We start from the raw sequence: 22775 nt of genomic DNA on the forward strand, positions 1-22775 counted from the left end.
CGATTTTATGACAATGATTGTTCGGCTTTTACACCAAAAACTTTATTTGAAATAAACAGAACAACTGCGATTAAAGCAATTTGAATCATTCCATATGCTGCAGCTTGGCCCATATTAAACATTCTGAGCTGATTCATGATTTCAATCGAAATCGGTCTATTGGAGATCGTGTACAGCAAAACTGATGTCGGAAATTCACCAACTGATTCTACGAATGCAAGTAATGTTCCCGATAAAACACCTGGCATGATAATGGGAAGGATAACTTTCCTAAAGGTATAAAACCATTTTGCACCAAGATTCCTAGATGCTTCTTCAATGGAATCGTCTAATTGTTCAAGAACGGCATTCGTCGATCGAACCACTAATGGAATGTGACGAACAAAATAAGCAAGCGGCAATATCCAAAACGTCCCCACGAGAATGTTTCCGAATGAAAATACATTTGGCTCATTAAAAGCAAAAATAAGATTCATCCCAATAACGGTAGCAGGTAACGCCCATGGAATCATGACCAATATGTCCACAAAGCTTTTTCCGACAAATTTCCTTTTTACAAGAAGATAGGACGTTAAGACTCCAAATACTAGGTTCCCAGCCGTCGCAATCACCGCCAAAAGTAAGCTATTTTTTAATGGTTTAAAAATATTTGGATCCTGTAACAATAATCGATAGTTTTCAAAGTTAAATACAGACGGATAGGTCTGCCATGTCCAGGTTCCGTCTGGTACTAACGAGAGCAGTAAAATGGTAAAATGCGGAAGTAACAAAATAATGACTCCAACAATACCCACAAACACCATAATCCATTTCATAAGTGGATTCTTTACTTCACTTCGATGAGCACCAATCCCTTTTGAGGCCATCCTGTAATCCTTTCTGTTTTGGTACCAGCGCATAAACAGCAAAAAGGCAATCGAAACGATCGAAAGGATAACAGACTGTGTGGCGGCAACCTCCATATCCCCATTGATTTTTGAAAAATAAATTTGCAAACTTAACACACGGTATCCCCCTGCTAATAAGAACGGAGCGCTAAAGGATGCCATTGAAATCATAAATACCAATAGGGAGGCTGCTACAATTGCCGGGGTTAATAATGGAAACGTAACCTTCCAGAACACTTTAAATTTACTCGCACCTAAATTATAGGCAGCTTCTTCCAAACTGGGATCAATTTTATTAATGGCTGACGATACCGTCATATAAAAATAAACATACATGGTATAAGCATGAACAATCAAAATTCCTGAGACTCCGCCAATCTTAAAAGGAACTTTTTCAAGGCCTAATAAATCTTTAATGGCATTGGGAACGAGCCCTGTTTCTCCATATAAAAACATAAAGGCCATCACTCCTACCAATGACGGCAAAACGATTGGCATGATCGCTGCACTAGCAAAAAAACCTCTGCCCGGAAAATCATAGCGGTTGAATATAAATGCTAGAGGAATCCCAATAAGGGCACTGACAAATACACTTAATATGGAAATATAAACCGAATTCCACAATGCCTCTAAATTGGTTTTCGATTCCTGGCTAAAAAAATCCTGATAGTTTGCAAATGATATTCCATCAGTTGTTTGCAAACTCTCCATAAATGTCCTGATTGATGGATACAGAACATAGGCAACTAATACTAACAACACCGGAATCAACAGTAGCAGTGTAAGCCGCGTGTCACGATTTTTAATCATGAGGCATCACCACTTAAAACTGGTATAACCCTAAGTTCATTTTCCGGTAGTTGTACCCAAACAGATGCCCCCTCGTTAAAATTACTTGATCGACTGTTTAAAAGATGCACTTGCAGGAGCTTCCCGCCTACATTAATAGTGAGATTAATAACCGAACCAAAAAATTCAACATTTTCGATCCTTCCTATTAACACGTTTACTCCTTCAACTGCAGTTTCATGAACTTTAATCGCTTCAGGCCGTATGGAAAGGGCAAGATTCCCTTTGTTTTCTTGATTAACATTAAAGGGATGATTATGTACAACCAATTCTTTTGTCTCAGAACCAATTTGGGCCGAAACATATACCTTTTCTTGGTCTACTGATTGAACTTCAACCGGTATTAAATTGATTTCACCTATAAAACTAGCAACAAAGTCATTTGCTGGTTCGTTATAAATTTCAGAGGGCGTTCCCACCTGGTGGCATACGCCAAAATTAAATACCGCTATTCGATCACTCATTGATAAAGCTTCAGCTTGATCATGCGTTACATAAATAGTTGTGATCTTATATTCCTTTTGAAGCCTTAATATCTCGCTTCTCATCTCATCACGCAGCTTTGCATCCAAATTACTTAGTGGTTCATCGAGGAGGAGAATTTCAGGTTCAATAACTAGTGCTCTTGCCAGTGCGACACGCTGCTGCTGCCCTCCACTTAATTGACTCACCTGACGATCTGAATATTGATCCAGCCTGACTTTACGAAGTACTTCCTTTACCCTCGTTTTGAGCTCATCAGAAGAGATCTTTCTTACTCGCAAACCAAATGCAACATTCTCAAATACCGTCATGTGAGGAAAAAGGGCATAGTTTTGAAAAACCATGCCCGTATTTCTCTTTTCTGGAGGTACACGCGTCATATCTTTATCACCAAATCGAACAATGCCCTTTGTCGGATAATAAAAACCAGCAATCATCCTTAATGTAGTCGTTTTACCACATCCACTTGGCCCTAGAAAAGTAAAGAATTCCCCATCTTTAATTTCTAAGTTTAAATGATCCACTGCAATTACTTTTCCAAATGCTTTTTGGACATGATCCATTTTTATTGACGCCATTCCCTACCACTTCCTATTGTTTAATTTCTTTAGCTCCGCTCTTAATGTTTTCATCCCAATACTTCATCCAGCCGTCACTTTCCTTCTGAAATACTTTCCAGTCAATATCCATACTCTTAATCTCGGTTTTTGTAATCCAGTCCGGTAAGTCTTTCACATCAGTTCTTGTGGGAATACGATAAAATTCTTCAGCCAATAATTTTGCGGCTTCAGGAGTATTAACAAATTCATAGAATGCTTCGGCAGCCTTTGGATGCGGTGCATCTTTTACCACGGCAATTCCTTCTGTTAAAACGGGAGTACCGCTTGCGGGAACAATAAATTCAAATGGATAATTTTTATTTTCCTTCAGCATAACAACATCAGGCATCGCCCATACAGAAATGGTCCCCTCGCCTTTAGCAACCTTGTTGTACATCATTTCAGGGTTAGCAGAGTATTCTTTTGTATTTGCATCGAGTTTCTCCAGCCATTCATATCCTTTTGCCGGATCATTAGAATCCTTGAAGTCACGGTAAATCATTGCGGAAAAGATCGTTCTCATCGTTCCAGATGCAAGTGGATAACGAATGATAATTTTATCTTTCCATTTAGGATCCAATAATTCATCCCAATCCTTTGGTGCATCTTCCTTTTTTACCTCTTTACTGTTATACATAATCACTTCAGGAGTTTGGCTTGTCCCCGACCAATTCCAATCCGCGTCATGGAATTGAGCTTCAAGGTTACTAGCATAGGATGGTTTATATGGTGCAAGAAGCCCCTCATCCTTTGCTTGATCAAAGTTTACCGAAGGTGCCCCCCACCAAACATCTGCTTGCGGATTATTTTTTTCTGAACGAATTCGGTCTAAAACTTCCTGGGACCCCATATCAAGCCATTCAACATCAACGTTATATTTTGCTTCAAACTGTTGCTCGAATTTCGATAAAATATCCTTTCCATGTGGTGAATACACAACAATTTTCTCTTCTAGCTTTGGTTCGTCTTTCTTTGCCGGTTCTTTTGATGGTTCTGCTGATCCCTTTTCAGAATCTCCGCATGCTGAAAGCAGCAGCACTGCAGATAACGTTAAAGTCGTTAGAATCGATACCTTTTTCTTTTTCACACTAATTCCCCCTTAAATTGAATAATTTAAAATACTTTCATGCTCGCGTAAAAATAATGAAACCGCCCCCAAGACACCAGCATTTTCTCCTAATCTTGAAGTTTTCAATTCTACTGAACTCGGAAGATATTGATTCACGATTTCACGCAGTTTAGGTAAAATAAATTCGGATGACTTTAACACACCACCTCCCAAAATAATAACCTCTGGGTTTAATAGACTTGCTGCATTAATGATCCCGTAGGCTATATGCTCGATTGCTTCATCAATCACACGTTGTGCAATCTTATCTCCTTTTTTAGCAAGCCGAAACGCATCCTCTCCTGATAATTCCGATGCATTTGCTTGTTCAAACAGCGGATGTGCTGAATCCTGCTGCACTAATTTTGTATATTGGTCACCAATTGATTTGCCTCCAGCCACACTCTCAAGATAGCCATATCGATGAAAAATGGGCTTGAATTCATTTTTTATGTCATTTTTATCTGTGACCATATAACCGATTTCACCGGCAGCGTTGGAAGCGCCCCGATAAAGTTGATTACGGATAATGATACCGCTTCCAATTCCAGTCCCAACAGCTATGAACAAAACGTTTTCCTTTCCTTTTGCATTTCCAAGCCATTGTTCACCAAGGGCGGCTACATTGACATCATTATCAACAAAGACCGGGAAGGATAAATATCGTTTAGCCTCCGTAATAAAGGGAAAACGTACCCAATTTAAGCTAGGTGCATCCATAACAACTCCACTTACTGTTTCTGTAATTCCTGGTACACCTGCTCCCATTCCCAATATCTTTTCAGCTTCAATATTGTTCTTCTTGATCATCACATCAATTTCTTTTGCTACTTGTTTCAATAAACCTGTTTTTATATATTGACTCGTATGAAAGCTGCTTGCGGCAATAATCTTTCCATTCAAATCACAAATGACCGTTTTAACCTTTGTTCCACCGATATCAGTGCCTATAATATATGCTGCTTTTTCATTAAAAAATAGTTGAATGGGTCTCCTCCCACCCTGTGAAGTTGATTCACCGATTCCCTTTTCATAAATCCAATCTTCACTCATAAGTTCATCAACCAATAAAGAAACGGTCGGCTTACTTATATTCATCTTCCCAGCAATTTCAGCCCTTGAAATCGGTGCATTCTCCAAAATACACTGTAATACTCTTTTTTTGTTAAGTGACTTTATCTGCATCGAATTTCCATTCATACTCATTACATCACGGCCTTAATCTTTTTGGTTAGTAAGTTATCCTAATTAACTAAAATATAACGCATAAGGAAATTGTTTACAATATCTTTTTAATTAATTAAAAAAAAATTTAGTAAAATCTGATAAATAGGTCAAAATAACTATTTCTAGGTAAAAATTACTGTTTTAATTTTCTGAATATAGTTAGTATTTACAATATTATCCTCTCATGCCTATTATTAGGTAAGGGGTTTATCTACTGTTAGTTAGTTAGATAGTTTAACTAACATACCCGATACAGAACAAAAGGAGGCTGTGGAGTTTCGTCATCATTTTATTTATGAAAGGGGTTACAAAATGAAAAAGTATTTACGTGGTTTTCTTGCTATTCTATTAGTTGTTTCATTACTGCCGTTTGCTGGAAATGTCACTCAGGCCCAAGAGCCAGACGTTGCTCTATGGAATGTAATTAAACCTCTCGAGACTACTGTTACCTTTCTCAATACCGGCGCACATCCAGATGATGAACGTAGTGACTTTCTTGCCTATTTATCAAGGGGACTAGGTGTTAAAACCTCAAGTTTAATCGGCAATCGCGGTGAAGGCGGTCAAAATGAAATTGGTAAAGAACTAGGCAATGGGTTAGGAATCATTCGCTCAAGAGAAATGATTGAAGCTGCCAAGATTACAGGTGTTAAAGCTTACCACCTTAGTGAAACTACCTCAGATGCTATTTATGATTTTGGCTTTTCAAAAAGCCCAGAGGATACACTAGCCAATTGGGGAGAAGATCTCACATATGAACGTTTAATCCGTTTTATCCGTACTTATCAGCCTGATATTGTCATGCCTTCATTTCGGAATGTGGATACCCAGCACGGACACCATCGTGCAATCGAAATTCTAAGTGAAAGAGCTTTTAAAGATGCTGCCAATCCAAATGTTTTTCCAGAACAATTAAACGAAGGACTTTCTGTTTGGCAGATTAAAAAGCTTTATTTACCTGCTGAAACTCAGCAGCAAACAGAGACAACCATTGAAATTGGCATGTATGATCCAATTTACCAAATGTCCTATCCTCAATTAGGCGAACAATCTCGTTATATGCATAAAAGCCAAGGAATGGGCAGTAACATTCCTGTAGCTCCAAGACAGGTTAAACTCGAATTACTTTATAGTGCCGTTGGGGACCAGACTGACCTTTTCGCAGGTATCCCTTATGATTTTAAGGAATGGGCACAAAAGCTTCCCAAAAATGAAAATGACTTAAAGATTCAGTTTACAAAGCTCCAGAATGAATTAGACTCAATAATTACCGCTTATCCTAAGAGTGAAGATGTTTTTACAAAAGTCCAGGATACGTTGAAGGATGTACGTAAACTACTTAATAAAACAGAAAAAGCAAAGCTTGACCCACAACTAAAGAATGATTTACTCCATAAGCTTTCCTTAAAAGAAGAGCAATTACAATCGGCTAGCTTTATAGCCTCAAAGCTGGATGTAAAAGCTTCAGCTGCATCTAACGTCCTCACAAAAGGTCAAACCACAACTGTTCAAGTAGCGTTGAAAAATAATGGCAAACAAGAACTTAAAATGGCCGAAGTGAAATTATCCGTTCCTGAGGGATGGAAGGTTTCGACAAAGGATCGGGCTGCGAACCTTGCTCCAGGCGAATCAGCAAACGTTTCTTATCAAGTCCAGGTCCCTGAGAATGCTGACTATTTTCATGCCTATAAAGAACCTGTTATTCAGGCAAACGTCCTTTATGAATCTACTGGATCAAAAACTAGTCATGTCCAAGAATTAGAAGGAACCATAGCTGTTCTTCCTGATGTGTCTCTTACTTTAAATCCAGAGGATATTGTCGTAAATACGGCCGATATCCAAAAAGAGATTCCTGTAGCAGTAAAAGTGAAAAACTATGCTGAAGGGAAAACTCAGTCTTCAATCTCGTTAAAGGTTCCTGCAGGCTGGGGAGTCTCTCCAGGTGAGGCAGCTGTTGAATTGAACAGCCAGTCGGAGGAAAAGGAAGTAACCTTTAAGTTAACGCCGCCAGCAAATATTAAAGAGGGCAAGTTTAATGTTGAGGCAGAAGCAACAGTTAATGGGAAAACATTTAACTCCACTATCCAAGAAATCTATTATGACCATATTGGTCAATTCTATTATGAGTATCCAGCAAAAGTGAACGGTGTAGCGTTTGAACTACAGAAGGATGATAATTTAAAAATTGGTTATATTGAAAGTGGATTTGACCAAGTCGCAGATTATTTAACTAATGCAGGTTTAAATATTACCAAACTTAGTGAAGCAGAGGTTGCAGCCGGTGATTTGAGTCAATACGATACGATTGTTGTTGGGATTCGTGCCTACCTTTCACGCGCAGATTTATTAGCAAATAACGAAAGACTAAAAGAATATGTTTACAATGGCGGCCATGTCGTTATGCAATACTCTAAACCAACTGGTGATAACTGGAATGCTCAAACAACCGCACCATATCCATTAACCATTGGCAATCCGTCCATCAAGTGGAGAGTAACAGATGAAAAGGCTAAGGTCACAGTCTTGCAGCCTGAATCCCCTCTCTTCCACTATCCGAATAAAATTACTGATAGTGATTGGGACAATTGGATTCAAGAACGAGGACTTTACTATCCAATGGCTTGGGATAGTCATTATGAAACATTTGTCAGCATGGCTGATCCAGGTGAAGCACCATTCGAAGCTGGTATCCTCATGGCTAAATACGGCCAAGGAACATACCTTTACACCAACTTAGTATTCTACCGTCAAATTCAAGGTCAGGTACCTGGTGGTTATCGAATCTTCACAAACTTAATCAGCTATGGTAAAAACAACTAATAAAATATAAGTAAGACAGTCCCTAGTGAAAATTACCTAGGGGCTGTTTTTTAAATGGGTGCTATGTCGCTTCCTTCCACCCATCTATTCCCATTAGTAACAACATTTTGATATAATGATGGTAGCCCATTCACTTCAAGAAACTGTCCCCACAGAAAAATGTTGATTCTGTTAACTCGCCAAAACAAAAGGAGGCCCCACCATGTATCAAATCAAAGGAAAAGAAAAAATATTTGTTTATACAGGTCCTGATGGCTCTGGACGAAAGACCATTGCTAAAATGGTCGCTACTGCATTTGATATGGAAACTGTTCTCTCTTACACAACTCGTTCTCCCCGTCATTATGAACAAGATGGTCAAGACTATCACTTTGTTAATGAAGAATCTTTCCAACAGATGCTTGCAAAACAAGAATTTCTTGAAAGCGTCGAAATTGATGGCATTTATTATGGAATTCGTGAACAAGATATTGTGGATGCCTTCCAAAATCATGATTACGTATATCTAACTTTAAACCCAGAAGGTGCTGAAAAGTTAAAAACAATGTATGGTAATGATTTAGTCCGTATTTTTATTTTCGCAGATCGTGATACAGTTATCAAAAGACAACAGGATCGCCAAGATAGTAAGGAAGATATCGAACGTCATATGAAGCATTATGATGAGACCATGAACTACAAAAACAGCTGCGAATATGCATTTGAAAATTTTGATTCCCCACAAGTAGCCTTTCAGGTTAGCGAATTAATTGAATCCTATCTAGACCGAAATCTTATTGAAACTGATTATTAAGTAATCCCAGCTTATAGCGAAGGCAAACAGTGCACGTCACTGTTTGCCTTTTTTATATAGTAAAAAGATCCAGCATATTTATATGTCCAACATATGGACAATTTTCTAGCAAGTATGATATATTATATTAGTTACTTACGGTAACAGTTACTCTAGGTAACTATTTTTTGAACCCAAAGAGGTGTTTATAATAAAAACTTCTCAAAAATTCTTTCAGCAATTAGTGCTGTTGTACCGGCCTTTTGAAAATAGACTTAATGCTCATCTCGCTGAACATCAATTATACAGAGCGCAATGGACCATTTTTTATTACTTAGCCAATAATGGATCCGCGACACTTGTGGAACTTTCTCATTATATGAGTGTGGAGAAACCCACTGTTACTAGAACCATAAACCGTTTGGAGGAACTTGGATATGTTGAGCATGTTCCCGGCAAAGACAAGCGCGAGAAACGAATGCAGCTTTCTGAAATTGGCTGGCACGTTTATCACGACGTCCGTATAACGGTTGATCAATTTGAGCAGGAAATTTTAACAGGGATCTCAGAAGAGGAACAAATAGAAGCAATTCGGATTATGGGAGAAATACAGAATAATATTACAAAGTAAGGGGATAAAAACGTGGATACATCAAGACCTAAACTATGGACAAAGGATTTTACCATTGTTTCTACCATTAATTTTTTAATCAATCTTGTCTTTTATTTATTAATCGTAATCATTGGTATGTATACGGTAGAGCAATTTCATGCCTCCACTAGCCAAGCGGGACTTGTTACAGGAATCTTTATCATCGGCTCCTTAATTGGGAGGCTTTTTACCGGAAGGTTTATTGAGTCAATCGGCCGCAAAAAAACATTATACATTGGGCTAGTTTTCTTTATTTTAACGACACTTTTATATTTAATCAGTTTTAATATCAGCATTCTTTTACTTACCCGGTTATTGCACGGGATTGCAGCGGGAATGGTGGGTACCGCGACAGGAACGATTGCAGCTCAGATTATCCCGGCCACTAGAAAGGCGGAAGGGATCGGTTACTTCAGCATGAGTGCTGCTCTTTCTACTGCTATTGGCCCGTTCATCGGACTTTATATGATCCAACACACCAATTTCCAAATGATTTTTGGTTTCTCTGTTGTTTTAGGTGTGGTCAGCTTCATTACTTCGATTTTCGTGTACGTACCGACATTAGAAGGACCAGCACAGCCGACAGAAACCAAAGGCTTCAAGCTTTCAAACTTTATTGAGCCAAAGGCATTGCCAATTGCAACCATAACTCTTGTCATTGCCTTTTGTTATTCAAGTGTTCTTTCTTTTATCAATTTTTATGCGAATGAAATTAATTTGGTGAGTACAGCCAGCTTTTTCTTCCTTGTGTATTCCATCGCGGTATTACTTTCACGTCCATTCACAGGCCGTTTAATGGACTTAAAAGGTGCGAACCATGTTATGTATGCGGCCTTTATCGTTTTAGCAGCCGGAATGGTGCTTCTAAGTACAGTAAGCAGCGGGGTTACTTTACTTTTAGCTGGCGCGCTTATTGGACTTGGCTTCGGTAATATTCAGTCCAGTACTCAGGCCGTTGCCGTAAAACTAACTCCGCCCCATCGGATGGGATTAGCAACGTCAACCTTCTTTATTTTTCTAGACGCAGGACTTGGCTTGGGCCCTTATTTACTTGGGTTCATCATCCCATTAACAGGCTTCCGTCATCTGTATGTCATTCTAGGAGTGGTGGTTCTGTTAACTTCTGTTCTTTACTACTTTTTACACGGCAAGAAGGAACAAGCTGCAAAGGCGGATTTTAACGTTTCAAAGGCGTAAAGATCATATAATAAGATAGAGCCGAACAATTTCTTATTCGGCTTTTTTTCTTTTTCATAATCAAGAATTTCCCTCTATTACCTTAATGACCGGCATAAGACCGGCTTGTTATAAATATGCTTAAATAAGCATCCTAAAAAAGGGGTTGTTTCAATGATTATTTTTAATCGAATTGCTTTAACCTTCGTTATTCTGTATTCCGTTATTATCATGATAAATACTTATTTAGGAGAAAGCGAACGGCTCCAATCCAATGTGATGTTTTTCTTAATGAATGGGTTTGCCTATATTGTATCGGCATTGGAAGTGGAAAAGGAAAAACAAATGGTTCTGGAACTATAATATTTACAATGAAGAGGATGTTTCATATGGGTCAGACCTCACGTTTACACTTAATATAGAGCCGCCTATTAGAGAAGCTAAGCGATATATTAAGGTTGTGGGGTCTGACCCCTTATTTTTTATGATAAAAATATCGCACCATAAACTAATGATGCTAGGATGACAAAGCCAGGATGGACTTTTATTTTTTCTAGGAGAATGAAACTTGCTATTATCAAAATTACGGTTTGGAGTGCACCAGAATTTGTGTAAGAGGTAGAAAAGAAGTTAAACGTCATCACCCCTAACATGACGGCAATTGTCGGGCGAATATAATTGGTCATTCTCTTTACTTTGGGTGATTCTTTAAACCTGTATAAGATCCCCAAAAGAATAATCATTAATAGGAGTGATGGTGCTACCGTTGCAAAAACGGCAATGGCAGACCCCAGGATGCCCCCTTGTTCGTATCCGATATACCCGGCCATTTTTGTGGCAATCGGACCGGGCAGAGAATTGCCAAGTGCCAGCACTTCACTAAATTCTGATACATTCATCCACCCATATCGATCGACGACTTCATTTTCGACAAGAGGTATGGATGCAGGTCCACCTCCATAACCGACAATCCCAGGAATAAAAAAGGCTAGGAAAATATGCCAGTATAACATCATTCTCCCCCCCTTTCACCTTTTGATGCCTTATCTTTCTTCCCTATCGCGTATATTAATATAACAATGATTAAAATGGCTGGATGTAGATGGAGGAATTCTAATAAGATTAAACTAACCGCCACAGCAATACTTGCACTCATTATTCCTAACGATTGATAAGATTTTTTGTAAAAGTCCCAAGTTAAGGTCAGCATCATTACACCAACAACCGGCACCACTGCTTTGGTCATGCCAGCTACCCAAGTCAGAGACTTAACCGACGACAAGGATGCCAGCAACACGATCATCAATATAATGGTTGGAACGATGGAGGATAGAATCGCATTCAACATTCCTAAAACTCCCCCCACTCGATAGCCTATGTACCCGGCCATTTTTGTATTAATCGGACCGGGGAGCGTATTAGCTAATGCTAATACATCAGCAAATTCATCATCATTCATCCATTTAAAAGTTTGAACCACCTCTTTATGGACAAGGGGAATCGATGAAGGGCCGCCGCCGTACCCTAAAATTCCGGACCGAAAAAATGCGATTGATATATTCATTTGTTTCATCAATGATTCAACACCTTTTTTCAAATTATCAAAATGCTTTAATGGAAAAATTCCCATCTAGTTCGTTAACTGCCAGTTGTAACCCGCTTTATTATAGTACAGGAATTGTTATAAATCCATAAAACATTCTGAAAATAATAAGAAAAGCGGAAGCGCCCTGTTCAGCGGTGTATGGCCTGGAGCGCTCCAACTGAGATAAGGGGAAACTTCAATCAGCGAACGTTCTTCTCGCTGATTGTTAGTTGAGCCGATCGGGTTCTTACGGGCAGTTGAGAATCTACTGCCCGTTAAACGCGATAAAGGAAACACGAAGAGCCGGAGGCGCATTCGTGCTTGACTTATCGTAGGGCGGAGAGCGAAGGACACTAGCCGCTAGGGCGCTGGAGCAAGACAATTCTCGAAGCCAAAACTTATAAATTTTTATAGTACGAAAAAGACATAGACAAAGTGTCTATGCCCTTTTTATATTTATTTACTTGATGGGACGCTCACGCATCCTATATTAAAAGGTGTTGTTATACTTCAGGTTTTGCTTGAAAGGAATTTCTATTTTTCACAACTGCTTTAATTTCTTTAAAGGAAACAAAATTCTTGGCATTCTCATCCCACAGGCGGAAGCGCAGTGACTTCAAGCTTGTAACAAGAGAAATGGTTGGTACATTTTGTAATGGCAAGGTATTTTTGTGGGCCTCTTCCAGTTTGTAGTTAGGCACTCTCGGACTTAAATGGTGAACATGATGGAAGCCGATATTCCCTGTAAGCCATTGTAAAACTTTGGGAAGCTTATAGAAAGAACTTCCTTCCACCGCGGCTTTCACATATTCCCACTCTGCGTCTTCTTCAAAATAGGAGTCCTCAAAGGTATGCTGTACATAAAACAACCAAATCCCTGCTGCTCCGGCAATCATGAAAATCGAGCCTTCCACTAAAAGAAACGCCTGCCAGCCGATTGCCCATATAAGCAATCCCATCAAAGCAACGATAAGAACATTCGTCAAATACGTATTATTGCGTTCCTTTGTTCTGGCACCCTTACGGTTAAATCTATTTTTTAAAAGGAAAACATAAATGGGCCCTAAGCCAAACATTACGAAAGGATTACGATAAAAACGATATGCTAACCGCAATTTAAGCGGAGCTGCCAAGTATTCATCGACCGTTAGTGTCCAAATATCCCCTGTACCGCGCTTATCGAGGTTACCACTTGTTGCATGATGAACGGAGTGATCATGGCCCCATTGATCAAATGGGAATAACGTAAATACGCCCATAATCGTTCCCGTTATACGATTAGCATGTCGGTTCTTAAAGAAAGAATGGTGCGTGCAATCATGAAAAATGATGAAAATTCTCGTTAGAAATCCTGCAGCAATCACAATAGGGACTAATGCCAGCCAATAAGAAACAGAAAGGCTTAGATAGGCAAGATACCATAAAACAATATAAGGTACAACGGTATTGATGATTTGCCATATACTTTCCTTTGTCGTTGATTTTTCAAAAGGAGCAACTTGTTTTTTCAAATTTTTTGTATTTTGTAAGGTCATTTATTTGCATTCCTTTCCTTTTTCTATCGTTACATCAAGTATATAGGAAGGAAATATTATATGTTAGTAGCAGGTGTCATATTCAGACCATGATAAATGTCATATATAAGGTGGAAATATTGTTTACGGTGTCAGGCACCATTTACACTATATTTCCTGTATAATGAACCATGTTCGACTATTGCATATGATAATTCTTAATGAGAAATCCTATAGATATGTCTGATAATACAAAAAAACGAGGTTAATACATGAGCGAAAAAAGTTTTACAGATTTTCATTTAAGTGATGAAATTACGAGAGCACTTACTTTGTTAAAATATGACACTCCCACTGAGGTTCAAACAGAAGTAATCCCCTTAGCATTAGAAAAGCGCGATCTTGTTGTGAAGTCGCAAACCGGCAGCGGTAAGACGGCAGCCTTCGCGATCCCAATTTGTGAAATGTTGAAGTGGGAAGAACGAAAGCCGCAGGCATTAATTCTTACACCCACTCGGGAGCTTGCTGTTCAAGTTCGCGAAGATATCACAAATATTGGCAGGTTTAAACGGATTAAGGCAATGGCCGTTTATGGAAAAGAACCTTTTTCGAAACAAAAAGAAGAATTGCAACAAAAAACGCATGTCGTAGTTGGGACACCTGGCCGTGTTATCGACCACATCGATCGAGAAACATTGGCTTTAGACGAAATAAAATATCTGATTATTGATGAAGCCGATGAAATGCTGAATATGGGCTTTATCGATGAAGTCGAGTCGATCATAAAGGAACTTCCATCAGACAGAGTCACAATGATATTCTCGGCTACCTTGCCGAAGGATGTGGAAAATCTCTGTCATCAATATATGACCGAACCGATGCATATTGAGATTGAGTCTGCCGGGATCACTACTGATACGATCGAACATCGTTTAATTGAAGCAAAACCTGAAGATAAACTTTCCCTTTTAAAAGATGTAACGGTTGTTGAAAACCCTGACAGCTGCCTTATTTTTTGCAATACAAAAGAACATGTCGATACCGTTTACGCTGATTTAGAAGCGTCCGGCTATTCTTGTGAACGACTTCACGGCGGGTTAGAACAGCAAGATCGCTTTGCTGTGATGGATGGTTTCAAAATGGGGAATTTCCGCTATCTAGTGGCCACAGATGTTGCTGCCCGCGGAATTGATATCGACAATGTGACACTTGTTATTAACTATGACGTACCAATGGAAAAAGAAAGTTATGTCCATCGTACTGGAAGAACCGGCCGGGCCGGCAATAAAGGAACGGCGATTACGATTGCCACGGAATTTGAAGGGAAATTCATTAGGGCGATTGAAAGATATATTGGTTTTGAGATTCCTGTACTCGAAGCGCCAACTCCCCAAGAAGTTACGAGAAATAAAGCAGATTTTGAGGAAAAAATCAGTGGTCGCCGCGTAGTTAGAAATAATAAAACGGCACGCATCAACCAAGATATTATGAAACTTCATTTCAGCGGTGGGAAAAAGAAAAAGCTCCGCGCGGTTGATTTTGTTGGTACTATTGCGAAAATCCCAGGGGTTACAGCAGAGGATATCGGTATTATTACGATCCAGGATCAAATGAGCTATGTGGATATTCTAAATGGAAAGGGCTCACTAGTCATCCAAGCCATGGAGAATACAACCATTAAAGGGAAGAAACTAAAAGTCAGCAAAGCAATTAAATAACTTAATTCATGGTATGATAGGAACAAAAGCGCAAGCGCCCGGTTAGCGCACGACAGGACTGGAGCACATCGACTGAGATAAGGTGAAACTTCAATCATCGAACGTTCTTTCTCGCTGATTGTTAGTTGAACCGATCGGGTTCTTACGGGCAGTTGAGAATCTACTGCCCGTTAAACGCGATAAAGGAAACACGGAGCTACAGTCGATTCGATGTTGACTTATCGTAGGGAGATGGGCGAAGTACACTGGGCGCTGGAGCTGGACGAATCTAACTCATTAAATGTATTCACAGTGATGCATTCTATAATTTACTTTAAAATGAAAAAGGTGCCTGACACCATCAGGCACCTTTTTGTTATTCTGTTCCATATAGCTTGTTTATAAAAATAGGTGATATTATGACAAATATTCGAGATTTAGCTAAGATGGCTGGTGTTTCGGTTGCAACCGTTTCACGGGTACTCAATAACCATCCATATGTAAGTGAGGATAAAAAAACGGCCGTTCTTTCTGCCATTCAGGAAAGTAATTATCAACCAAATATTAATGCCGTCCATTTAAGCTTAGGGAAAACATTTCTTGTTGGCGTGGTTGTGCCTTTCATTGATCATCCTTATTTTGCACTATTAATCAAAGGGATCGCAATGGAAGCCTTAGAAAACAACTATAAACTAGTGTTCTTTCAAACGAATTACGAGGAATCTAGAGAATTGGAAGCCCTGCAAATGCTGAAGCAAAAGCAGATAGATGCATTAATTATTTGCTCAAGAATTTGCAACTGGCCTATTGTTGAAGAGTATTTGCCTTTTGGACCGATTATTTTATGCGAAGACACCAGAGGTAAAAACGTGTCCTCGACCTTTGTCGACCATTATAAATGTTTCACTGCTGCTCTTGAATACTTATTAGCGAAAGGGCATCAAAAAATAGGCTACTGCATTGGACGTAACTCTGGTACAAATAGTCTAAATAGAGGAATGGCTTTTAAGGATTTTGTAGCAAAACATCATCTGCCTTATGAACCTTCCTATATTTTTGAACAATGTCTATATGTTGAGGATGGGGAACATGTTATTGAGCGAATCAAAAAAATGGCTAATCCCCCCTCAGCCTTGTTAATAACAAGTGATGAGGTAGCAGCCGGAATTGTAACTTATGCCCAAGATCAAAATATTTCAATTCCAACTGAGCTTGCCATTATAGGATTCAATAACCAGCCTATTGCCAAAATGATGCAAATTACAACCATCGAAATCCCGCTTATGGAAATGGGTAGAAAACTATTTCTTCAAGCAATGAACGATCAAAATGAAACCACCTATCAAGAAGTACCGGTTTCGTTAATTGAACGTAAAACGGTTTAGAAGTTGGTACCTAACACCAGATTACATAATCCATAAGACTTAAGTGATTTAGACTTCAAGTCTTTTTGCTTTGAACGGATTTTTTAATACAACACCGTCGTAACGCTCAGACGATCCCGATTACGCCGACCGGTGTTGTATTGTCTTACACATACAGCATATTTGATGAAACGCGTTTCAGGTCAAGAAAATTCTAGCGCAAAAAAAGATTCCTGTTGTGTTTAAACACAACAGGAATCTGAGGTGACCCCCAAAAGTCAGAGTTCACTCTAACTTTTGGGGTGCAGTCCAATTACGTAAGTGGTATGAGGCACCTTTCTTGGAGAACTGCCGTCCTCCACAGACGGACATTTGTGCAGGTATGGTGTCAGGCACCATTCATTCACCCTACTCTAAATTGCTGTGGCGGGCAAATGCATCTGAATTGTTGATGCTATTTAATTCGCTGAAAAGCAAGCAAATCGTATCAAATAATAGGTGTGCACACTGGTCAAATAACGAACCAAGCGGTTGGATGGTTTTCAGCTCATTTTGACGGCGATATTTTGTGGCTGCTGGAACATGCAGGATTTTTGTTGCTGCCTGGGCAAGTGGTGACTCTGGATTTGTGGTAACAGCAATCACGGAGCAGCCTAGTGATTTTGTCTTTTCAGCTGTCCAAACCACACTCTTCGTTGTTCCAGACCCAGAAACAGCTACTAAAAGGTCACCCTCCGTGATGGCCGGGGTAATCGTTTCTCCAACAACATATACCGTGGCCCCTAAATGCATTAATCTCATCGCAAACGATTTGGCCATTAACCCAGAGCGGCCCTCACCGATAATAAAGATTCGCTTTGCTGTTTGCAATTGTACTGCCAATTCTTGCAGTTGATCCTCTTCTACTTGGCTTAGTACGGTTTCAACTTCCATTAAAATTGTAGGAATAATCATGTTACTTCTCCTCCTGCTGTATACAAATTTCTTTAAATTTTGCTGCGGCCTCTGCTGGATTGATTGCTTTTGTTATGGCCGACCCAATAATCACAACCGCTGGATTCAGTGTCTTTCTTAATTTTCCGATGGATTCTAACGTAATACCGCCTGCTACAGCGACCTCAATGGCGGAGTCGTCAAAAAGCTCGTTTTCCTTTGTTCCGTGATTCTGCGAGCCTGCCTCTTCTTGTTGATCTTTACTAACATGATCACAAAAAATCGCTTCTTTGCATTTTAATAATGTCCTTTTTTGTTCTGCAGATGTATTTAATAAGTCAATCATCACTTTTTTATTGTACCGTTGCGCTACCTCTAAACAGGCATCAATGGTGACTAACGGTGACACACCCATTACGGTCGCAACATCCGCCCCAGCTTCAAAACACATTTCAAACTCATATCGGGCATTATCAATAGTTTTAATGTCAGCCACAATTGTTTTATTTGGAAACGCTTGTTTTAGTTCTTGAATACTGACTACCCCGAATTCTTTTATTAGGGATGTTCCAACTTCGATCCAATCGATCGAGTCTTCTACTTTTCTAGATAACTGGATGGCATCAGCAATGTCCATCCGATCCAAAGCAAGTTGTATTTTCATAATTTTAGCTCCTTAATCTCGAAGATAAACCGATTTACTAAATCGGTTTATAAAAAGATTATACTCCCATTGTAAGCGTTTTTCAATAGAATCCATGAAGGAGAAGGATTGAGAATCCACTCCCCCTCTACAAAATCCAACTTGGAAAAACAAACTCCTTTGGTGCTCTTTCCACTTTATTGATTTGTTCAAATAAAAGTTCTGCTGCTGTACGTCCCATTTCAAAGGCTGGTTGGACGATAAAAGAAATGGGGGCTGCCTCCAGCAAATCGGCAAATGGAACATTATCAAATACAACCAATTCAATATCCTGACCTATTTTAAGCCGATTATCTTTGAGCGATTTCATTACCTCTAAAAAGACACGATCGTTTCCTGCAAAAATGGCAGTCGGCCTTTCCCCGATTGAAAAAAGTTTGTCCAACTTGCCTTTCATCTCCGTAATAGCTGACTCAATTACATAATCAGGATTTATTTCTAGACCTGCATCCATCATGGCCTTCTTGTATCCCTCAAATCTAGCTTTCCGTGTACTAACTGTAAGCGGCTGAACTGCAAAAGCTATTTGTTTGTGTCCCTTAGCCACAAAACTCTGAATGGCCTTATACGTTGCCTCTTGATTATCCGTTACAATAGAAAACGCCTCAAGTTCTTCCACTTTCCTGTCCACAAATACAACCGGATAGTCCTGCCTAATCAAACTCTGATACAGAAGGTTATTTTGTCCTGTTGGAAATATAATCAGACCATCCACCTGTTTGGCCCGAAGCATTTCAATATATTTCTTTTCCTTTTCCGGGTCGTCATCGGCATTACACAAAATCGCGTGCAAGTCATGTTCATTACAGAAATCCTCAATAGCCCTGCTAACCTCTGTGGAAAAATAATGCATGATGTTTGCGACAATAATTCCTACCATAGAGGTTCGCTTTTGCTTTAGACTTCTCGCTATATAATTAGGATGATACCCTAGTACATCTATCGCTTCCTCAATTTTTTGTTTCGTCTTTTCGCTCATATATTCAAATCGTTTATTTAAAAATTGGGATACCGTACTTTTTGATACACCTGCAGCTTTTGCCACATCAGCCATCGTCACTTTTTCCATTTCAATCTTCCTCACTCATTAACAGTCGATGACTACATTTTAGCCTCAAAACGATTTTATTACCAGTTTCACAAGAAAAAGAGGATAACAGTAGTATTATTGCTACCGTTATCCTCTAATTTACTAGTACTTCTTTTTACTGTCTTTTGCTTCAAAACTCTAACATTTAGGCAGTGATTTTCATATCTGATGATTGACGTTTACTATCTTTTTTTGCTGCCTTTACCGCCCAAATTGTTAAAATAGCGGATAGGAATAATGACCCTGCCATGAAGATATAAGATGCACCGAATCCACCTGTCGAATCATTTAAGTAACCTACGATATAGGCACCGACAAATGAACCTAATGCACCCATACTGTTAATAAGGGCCATTGCGCCCCCAGCAACATTTCGAGGAAGAATCTCAGGAATGATTGCAAAAAATGGACCATAAGGCGCATACATAGCACCACCGGCAATAACTAATAGGATAAACGAAATCCAAAAATGTTGTGTTCCAATCGCATAAGAAGCATAAAATGCGACCGCACCAATTAATAGGAATGGCCAAACAAATGCATTTCGATTCAATGTTTTATCAGAGAAATAAGAAGCCACTAACATAAGAACAATTGCTAAAATATAAGGAACAGAAGACAACCAGCCTGTTTTCACAATATCCATATTTGGAGCGGCTTTAATAATCGAAGGAAGCCACATCACAAACCCATAAACCCCAATGCTCCAGAGGAAATATTGCGCACTTAACAGAATAACTGGTTTTGATTTAAAGGCTTCGCCGTAATTTTTTACAGGTTTAATACCTTCTTGTTCTTTTGCTAATTGGTTTTCAAACTCATTCTTTTCTTGTTCAGTTAACCATTTTGCATCCCTTGGTTTGTCATTTACAACTTTCCACCAAATAAATGCCCAAATCACAGCAGGAATACCTTCAGCAATAAACATCCATCTCCAGCCCACTGAGTTCACTAAATAACCAGACACAATCGACATCCATAATACCGTTGCCGGGTTACCTAAAATTAAGAACGTATTCGCACGAGAACGCTCTGCTTTCGTAAACCAGTTACTTAAAAGTACTAGCATGGACGGCATAACGGCACTCTCCACGACTCCAAGTGCAAAGCGTATCACAAATAATAATTTAATATTCGTAATCATACCTGTGAAAGAAGCTAATAACCCCCAAGCAATCAATGACCAGAAAATTAGTACTTTAGCGCTCTTTTTCTCGGCAAATGCCGCACCAGGCACTTGGAAAAAGAAATATCCTAAGAAGAATAGCGAACCAAGTAAAGATGAAGTTCCTGCAGTAATGTGAAGATCCTCAGCTAATCCAGAAGCCGCACCAAATCCATAGTTGGCCCGGTCAAGGTAAGCAAGACTGTAAGTAATAAAAGCAATAGGAATAAGACGCAGCCAGCGCTTTTTTGTCATTGTTTGTATCATCTCAATTCACTCCCTGTAAATTTATTTCAATATAATTTAAAAGCTTTTCTTTTGTTGGGTATCCATCGTTGTCCCCTGGTGCTTGAACCGCCAAGGAACCAATTGCATTCCCTCTTAAGACAGCCTCTTGGACCGAAAGCCCTTCCATTAATCCACTGATGACACCAACAGCAAAGCCATCACCAGCGCCAACCGTATCAACGACTTTTTCCGCTTTAATGCCGGAAACTGTTCCTTCTTCTTTCGTTGTTTTATAAAATGCCCCGGCCTCACCAAGCTTAATCACTACCAGCTTAACGCCTTTTGTAAGGTAAAAGGATGCTATATCACGGGGCTCTTTGTAGCCAGTCAAAAGCTGTCCCTCTGTAATGCCAGGCAAGACAGTATCTGCTTGGAATGCAGCTTCATTAATGTGGTTTATCATTTCTTGTTGTGATTCCCAAAGACTAGGACGTAAATTTGGGTCAAACGAAACAGTTCGGCCGCTTTTTTTCATAAATGCTAGTGCATGTTTTGAAAAATCTCTTACTTGCTCAGAAAGGGCCAAAGGAATCCCCGTCATATGCATATGCTTTGCCTCTAGAAAATACTTTTCATTAAAATCGTCTACACTCATGTGACTTGCAGCTGACCCTTTTCGGAAATATTGGACCTCGGGATCTCCTTTCAACACCCTTGATTTCATTTGAAATCCAGTTGGATAATTTTCATCAACCAAGACATGATCAATGTTGACGTTTTCATTTTTGAGTCTATCAATTATAAACTTGCCAAAAGCATCGTTTCCTACTTTACTAGCCCAGCCAGACCGTAGACCCAGTCTTGAAAGGCCAATTGCAACATTGGTTTCTGCCCCAGCAAGCTCACGGGTAAATTGACTGACTTCATGCAAGGGTCCTGGCTGATTGGCGATAAACATGGCCATTGCTTCGCCAAAGGTAACTACATCTAGCTGTTGCACGTTGTTAACGCCTCGCTTTCCTTAACCAAATCATTAATCATTTTAATAAAATCCTTTGTTTTCTTGTTCGGCACGATTGGAAATTCCAGTGCTTTCATAATGTCACCCGGTAAGCTCCTCATTACTTTCTTCCAGCTGTGTTCACCTTCAGATTGAAGTGGCACTGTAACGAAGGTATCATTCTTTACCTCCACCTGTTTTAAATGAAGATACACGACATAGGGAGCCAGCTTACTCAATGCTTCCTCAACATCCTGACCGGAATAATACCAGTTCCCAGCATCAAAGGTCATTTTAACCGAAACATCCTGTTCGACAACGCTTTCAAAAAATGCTTGTAACTGACTGATATTTCCTCCGTGTATTGTTTGGTCGTTTTCGACCAGTAATTGAATTTCAGGCTTTTGCTTTAGAAAAGCAGCAAGTTCAGTAACACTGGATTCTCCTTTTTGAAAATATCCGAGTGAAACCTTTATCCACTTGGCACCAAGCAAGACTCCTTCTTTAAAAATTTCACTTAATTGCTCTTCATTTAGCTGGTGGTTCTCTTTCCAGCATTCAATCGGAGCAGAATAAACAGTGAAGAGTCCAAATTTATCTATTTCACTTTTTATTTTATCGAGCTGCAGATTCTCATTCGGCAACAATTCACGACGAATTTCTAACCCATAGGCTCCCGCCTGAGCGATCAGCTCAACATAGGATGCTTGCCCATTTTCTAATACTGCCTTCCTATCAAAAGCATTTAACGGGACAATCACTTTTTTCATAACGAAGATCCTTTCTATGATGAACATTTATTATAAAACGGTTTAGTAAATCGGTTTAGTAAATCGATTTATTGATATTATAAACCCAATGAAAGCGTTTTTGCAATAGAATTTTATAAAAAATTCTAAGTAAAATAAAAAAAGGTGACTGAT

The 22775-nt window shown here is 39.3% G+C and carries 20 protein-coding genes; 7 read left to right on the forward strand and 13 right to left on the reverse strand.

Features of this window, described 5'->3' with window-relative positions:
* Positions 1–5 precede the first annotated feature (5 nt).
* The 4 genes from AC3ANL_RS23365 to AC3ANL_RS23380 are packed head-to-tail and all read right to left on the reverse strand — an operon-like array spanning position 6 to position 5132.
* On the reverse strand, positions 6–1697 hold the full coding sequence (locus tag AC3ANL_RS23365) for an ABC transporter permease (protein WP_488326723.1): 1692 nt from the start codon (positions 1695–1697) through the stop codon (positions 6–8).
* A complete protein-coding gene (locus AC3ANL_RS23370; protein WP_488326724.1) occupies positions 1694–2797 on the reverse strand; it encodes an ABC transporter ATP-binding protein in 1104 nt (367 codons plus the stop codon). Before AC3ANL_RS23370 ends, AC3ANL_RS23365 begins: the two co-directional genes overlap by 4 nt.
* A gap of 13 nt (positions 2798–2810) precedes the next feature.
* Entirely contained in the window at positions 2811–3905 is a 1095-nt protein-coding gene (locus AC3ANL_RS23375; protein WP_488326725.1) for an extracellular solute-binding protein, read from the reverse strand.
* Positions 3906–3917: 12 nt separating this feature from the next.
* On the reverse strand, positions 3918–5132 hold the full coding sequence (locus AC3ANL_RS23380) for an ROK family transcriptional regulator (RefSeq protein ID WP_488326726.1): 1215 nt from the start codon (positions 5130–5132) through the stop codon (positions 3918–3920).
* A 333-nt stretch (positions 5133–5465) separates the two neighbouring features.
* On the opposite strand from AC3ANL_RS23380, the gene AC3ANL_RS23385 reads away from it, so the two are divergent.
* The 5 genes from AC3ANL_RS23385 (at position 5466) to AC3ANL_RS23405 (ending at position 10936) form a co-directional block, all read left to right on the forward strand.
* Positions 5466–7973, forward strand: coding sequence for an NEW3 domain-containing protein (locus AC3ANL_RS23385; RefSeq protein WP_488326727.1), 2508 nt, complete (start codon positions 5466–5468; stop codon positions 7971–7973).
* Between the two features lie 202 nt (positions 7974–8175).
* Positions 8176–8766 carry a guanylate kinase gene (locus AC3ANL_RS23390; RefSeq protein ID WP_488326728.1) on the forward strand — a complete coding sequence of 197 codons (591 nt, stop codon included), beginning with the start codon at positions 8176–8178 and terminating at the stop codon, positions 8764–8766.
* Between the two features lie 190 nt (positions 8767–8956).
* Positions 8957–9376 carry a MarR family winged helix-turn-helix transcriptional regulator gene (locus tag AC3ANL_RS23395; protein ID WP_488329815.1) on the forward strand — a complete coding sequence of 140 codons (420 nt, stop codon included), beginning with the start codon at positions 8957–8959 and terminating at the stop codon, positions 9374–9376.
* Between the two features lie 12 nt (positions 9377–9388).
* Positions 9389–10594: an MFS transporter gene (locus tag AC3ANL_RS23400; protein ID WP_488326729.1), complete on the forward strand. Its 1206-nt coding sequence runs from the start codon at positions 9389–9391 to the stop codon at positions 10592–10594.
* A gap of 153 nt (positions 10595–10747) precedes the next feature.
* The gene (locus AC3ANL_RS23405) at positions 10748–10936 is read left to right on the forward strand and encodes a hypothetical protein (protein ID WP_488326730.1); all 189 of its coding nucleotides are present in this window, start codon (positions 10748–10750) and stop codon (positions 10934–10936) included.
* 119 nt (positions 10937–11055) lie between these two features.
* Here the strand turns inward: AC3ANL_RS23405 and AC3ANL_RS23410 are convergent, their stop codons facing one another.
* From AC3ANL_RS23410 to desA, 3 genes are all read right to left on the reverse strand, one after another.
* Complete coding sequence (locus AC3ANL_RS23410; protein WP_488329816.1) at positions 11056–11586, reverse strand: chromate transporter; 531 nt, start codon at positions 11584–11586, stop codon at positions 11056–11058.
* The gene (locus tag AC3ANL_RS23415; protein ID WP_488329817.1) at positions 11586–12146 is read right to left on the reverse strand and encodes a chromate transporter; all 561 of its coding nucleotides are present in this window, start codon (positions 12144–12146) and stop codon (positions 11586–11588) included. Before AC3ANL_RS23415 ends, AC3ANL_RS23410 begins: the two co-directional genes overlap by 1 nt.
* Before the next feature lie 515 nt (positions 12147–12661).
* Positions 12662–13693 carry a Delta(5) desaturase DesA gene (desA, locus tag AC3ANL_RS23420; protein ID WP_488326731.1) on the reverse strand — a complete coding sequence of 344 codons (1032 nt, stop codon included), beginning with the start codon at positions 13691–13693 and terminating at the stop codon, positions 12662–12664.
* 251 nt (positions 13694–13944) lie between these two features.
* Here desA and AC3ANL_RS23425 point away from each other — a divergent pair, with 251 nt between their 5' ends.
* Together AC3ANL_RS23425 and AC3ANL_RS23430 are read left to right on the forward strand one after the other, a co-directional pair.
* Complete coding sequence (locus AC3ANL_RS23425) at positions 13945–15390, forward strand: DEAD/DEAH box helicase (RefSeq protein WP_488326732.1); 1446 nt, start codon at positions 13945–13947, stop codon at positions 15388–15390.
* A 398-nt stretch (positions 15391–15788) separates the two neighbouring features.
* Positions 15789–16754, forward strand: coding sequence for a LacI family DNA-binding transcriptional regulator (locus AC3ANL_RS23430; protein ID WP_488326733.1), 966 nt, complete (start codon positions 15789–15791; stop codon positions 16752–16754).
* 387 nt (positions 16755–17141) lie between these two features.
* Here AC3ANL_RS23430 and hxlB read toward each other — a convergent pair whose 3' ends face one another.
* The 6 genes from hxlB to AC3ANL_RS23460 form a co-directional block, all read right to left on the reverse strand.
* Positions 17142–17687, reverse strand: a complete 546-nt coding sequence (hxlB, locus tag AC3ANL_RS23435) for a 6-phospho-3-hexuloisomerase (protein ID WP_488326734.1) — start codon at positions 17685–17687, stop codon at positions 17142–17144.
* A 1-nt stretch (position 17688) separates the two neighbouring features.
* Positions 17689–18330 carry a 3-hexulose-6-phosphate synthase gene (gene hxlA / locus AC3ANL_RS23440; RefSeq protein ID WP_488326735.1) on the reverse strand — a complete coding sequence of 214 codons (642 nt, stop codon included), beginning with the start codon at positions 18328–18330 and terminating at the stop codon, positions 17689–17691.
* A gap of 127 nt (positions 18331–18457) precedes the next feature.
* A complete protein-coding gene (locus tag AC3ANL_RS23445) occupies positions 18458–19438 on the reverse strand; it encodes a LacI family DNA-binding transcriptional regulator (protein ID WP_488326736.1) in 981 nt (326 codons plus the stop codon).
* Between the two features lie 166 nt (positions 19439–19604).
* The gene (locus AC3ANL_RS23450) at positions 19605–20891 is read right to left on the reverse strand and encodes an MFS transporter (RefSeq protein WP_488326737.1); all 1287 of its coding nucleotides are present in this window, start codon (positions 20889–20891) and stop codon (positions 19605–19607) included.
* A gap of 1 nt (position 20892) precedes the next feature.
* Complete coding sequence (locus AC3ANL_RS23455; RefSeq protein ID WP_488326738.1) at positions 20893–21852, reverse strand: sugar kinase; 960 nt, start codon at positions 21850–21852, stop codon at positions 20893–20895.
* A complete protein-coding gene (locus tag AC3ANL_RS23460; protein ID WP_488326739.1) occupies positions 21840–22622 on the reverse strand; it encodes a sugar phosphate isomerase/epimerase family protein in 783 nt (260 codons plus the stop codon). Before AC3ANL_RS23460 ends, AC3ANL_RS23455 begins: the two co-directional genes overlap by 13 nt.
* Positions 22623–22775: the final 153 nt, after the last annotated feature.

This window comes from Neobacillus sp. DHD-1R, from assembly GCF_057747995.1.

Coding starts and splice junctions, on each gene's coding strand:
- AC3ANL_RS23370 (WP_488326724.1), bottom strand. CDS start 2,797: ATGGCGTCAATAAAAATGGATCATGTCCAAAAAGCATTTGGAAAAGTA.
- AC3ANL_RS23385 (WP_488326727.1), top strand. CDS start 5,466: ATGAAAAAGTATTTACGTGGTTTTCTTGCTATTCTATTAGTTGTTTCA.
- AC3ANL_RS23415 (WP_488329817.1), bottom strand. CDS start 12,146: ATGAAACAAATGAATATATCAATCGCATTTTTTCGGTCCGGAATTTTA.
- AC3ANL_RS23390 (WP_488326728.1), top strand. CDS start 8,176: ATGTATCAAATCAAAGGAAAAGAAAAAATATTTGTTTATACAGGTCCT.
- AC3ANL_RS23425 (WP_488326732.1), top strand. CDS start 13,945: ATGAGCGAAAAAAGTTTTACAGATTTTCATTTAAGTGATGAAATTACG.
- AC3ANL_RS23405 (WP_488326730.1), top strand. CDS start 10,748: ATGATTATTTTTAATCGAATTGCTTTAACCTTCGTTATTCTGTATTCC.
- AC3ANL_RS23365 (WP_488326723.1), bottom strand. CDS start 1,697: ATGATTAAAAATCGTGACACGCGGCTTACACTGCTACTGTTGATTCCG.
- desA (WP_488326731.1), bottom strand. CDS start 13,693: ATGACCTTACAAAATACAAAAAATTTGAAAAAACAAGTTGCTCCTTTT.
- hxlB (WP_488326734.1), bottom strand. CDS start 17,687: ATGATTATTCCTACAATTTTAATGGAAGTTGAAACCGTACTAAGCCAA.
- AC3ANL_RS23380 (WP_488326726.1), bottom strand. CDS start 5,132: ATGAGTATGAATGGAAATTCGATGCAGATAAAGTCACTTAACAAAAAA.
- hxlA (WP_488326735.1), bottom strand. CDS start 18,330: ATGAAAATACAACTTGCTTTGGATCGGATGGACATTGCTGATGCCATC.
- AC3ANL_RS23445 (WP_488326736.1), bottom strand. CDS start 19,438: ATGGAAAAAGTGACGATGGCTGATGTGGCAAAAGCTGCAGGTGTATCA.
- AC3ANL_RS23450 (WP_488326737.1), bottom strand. CDS start 20,891: ATGATACAAACAATGACAAAAAAGCGCTGGCTGCGTCTTATTCCTATT.
- AC3ANL_RS23460 (WP_488326739.1), bottom strand. CDS start 22,622: ATGAAAAAAGTGATTGTCCCGTTAAATGCTTTTGATAGGAAGGCAGTA.
- AC3ANL_RS23430 (WP_488326733.1), top strand. CDS start 15,789: ATGACAAATATTCGAGATTTAGCTAAGATGGCTGGTGTTTCGGTTGCA.
- AC3ANL_RS23410 (WP_488329816.1), bottom strand. CDS start 11,586: ATGTTATACTGGCATATTTTCCTAGCCTTTTTTATTCCTGGGATTGTC.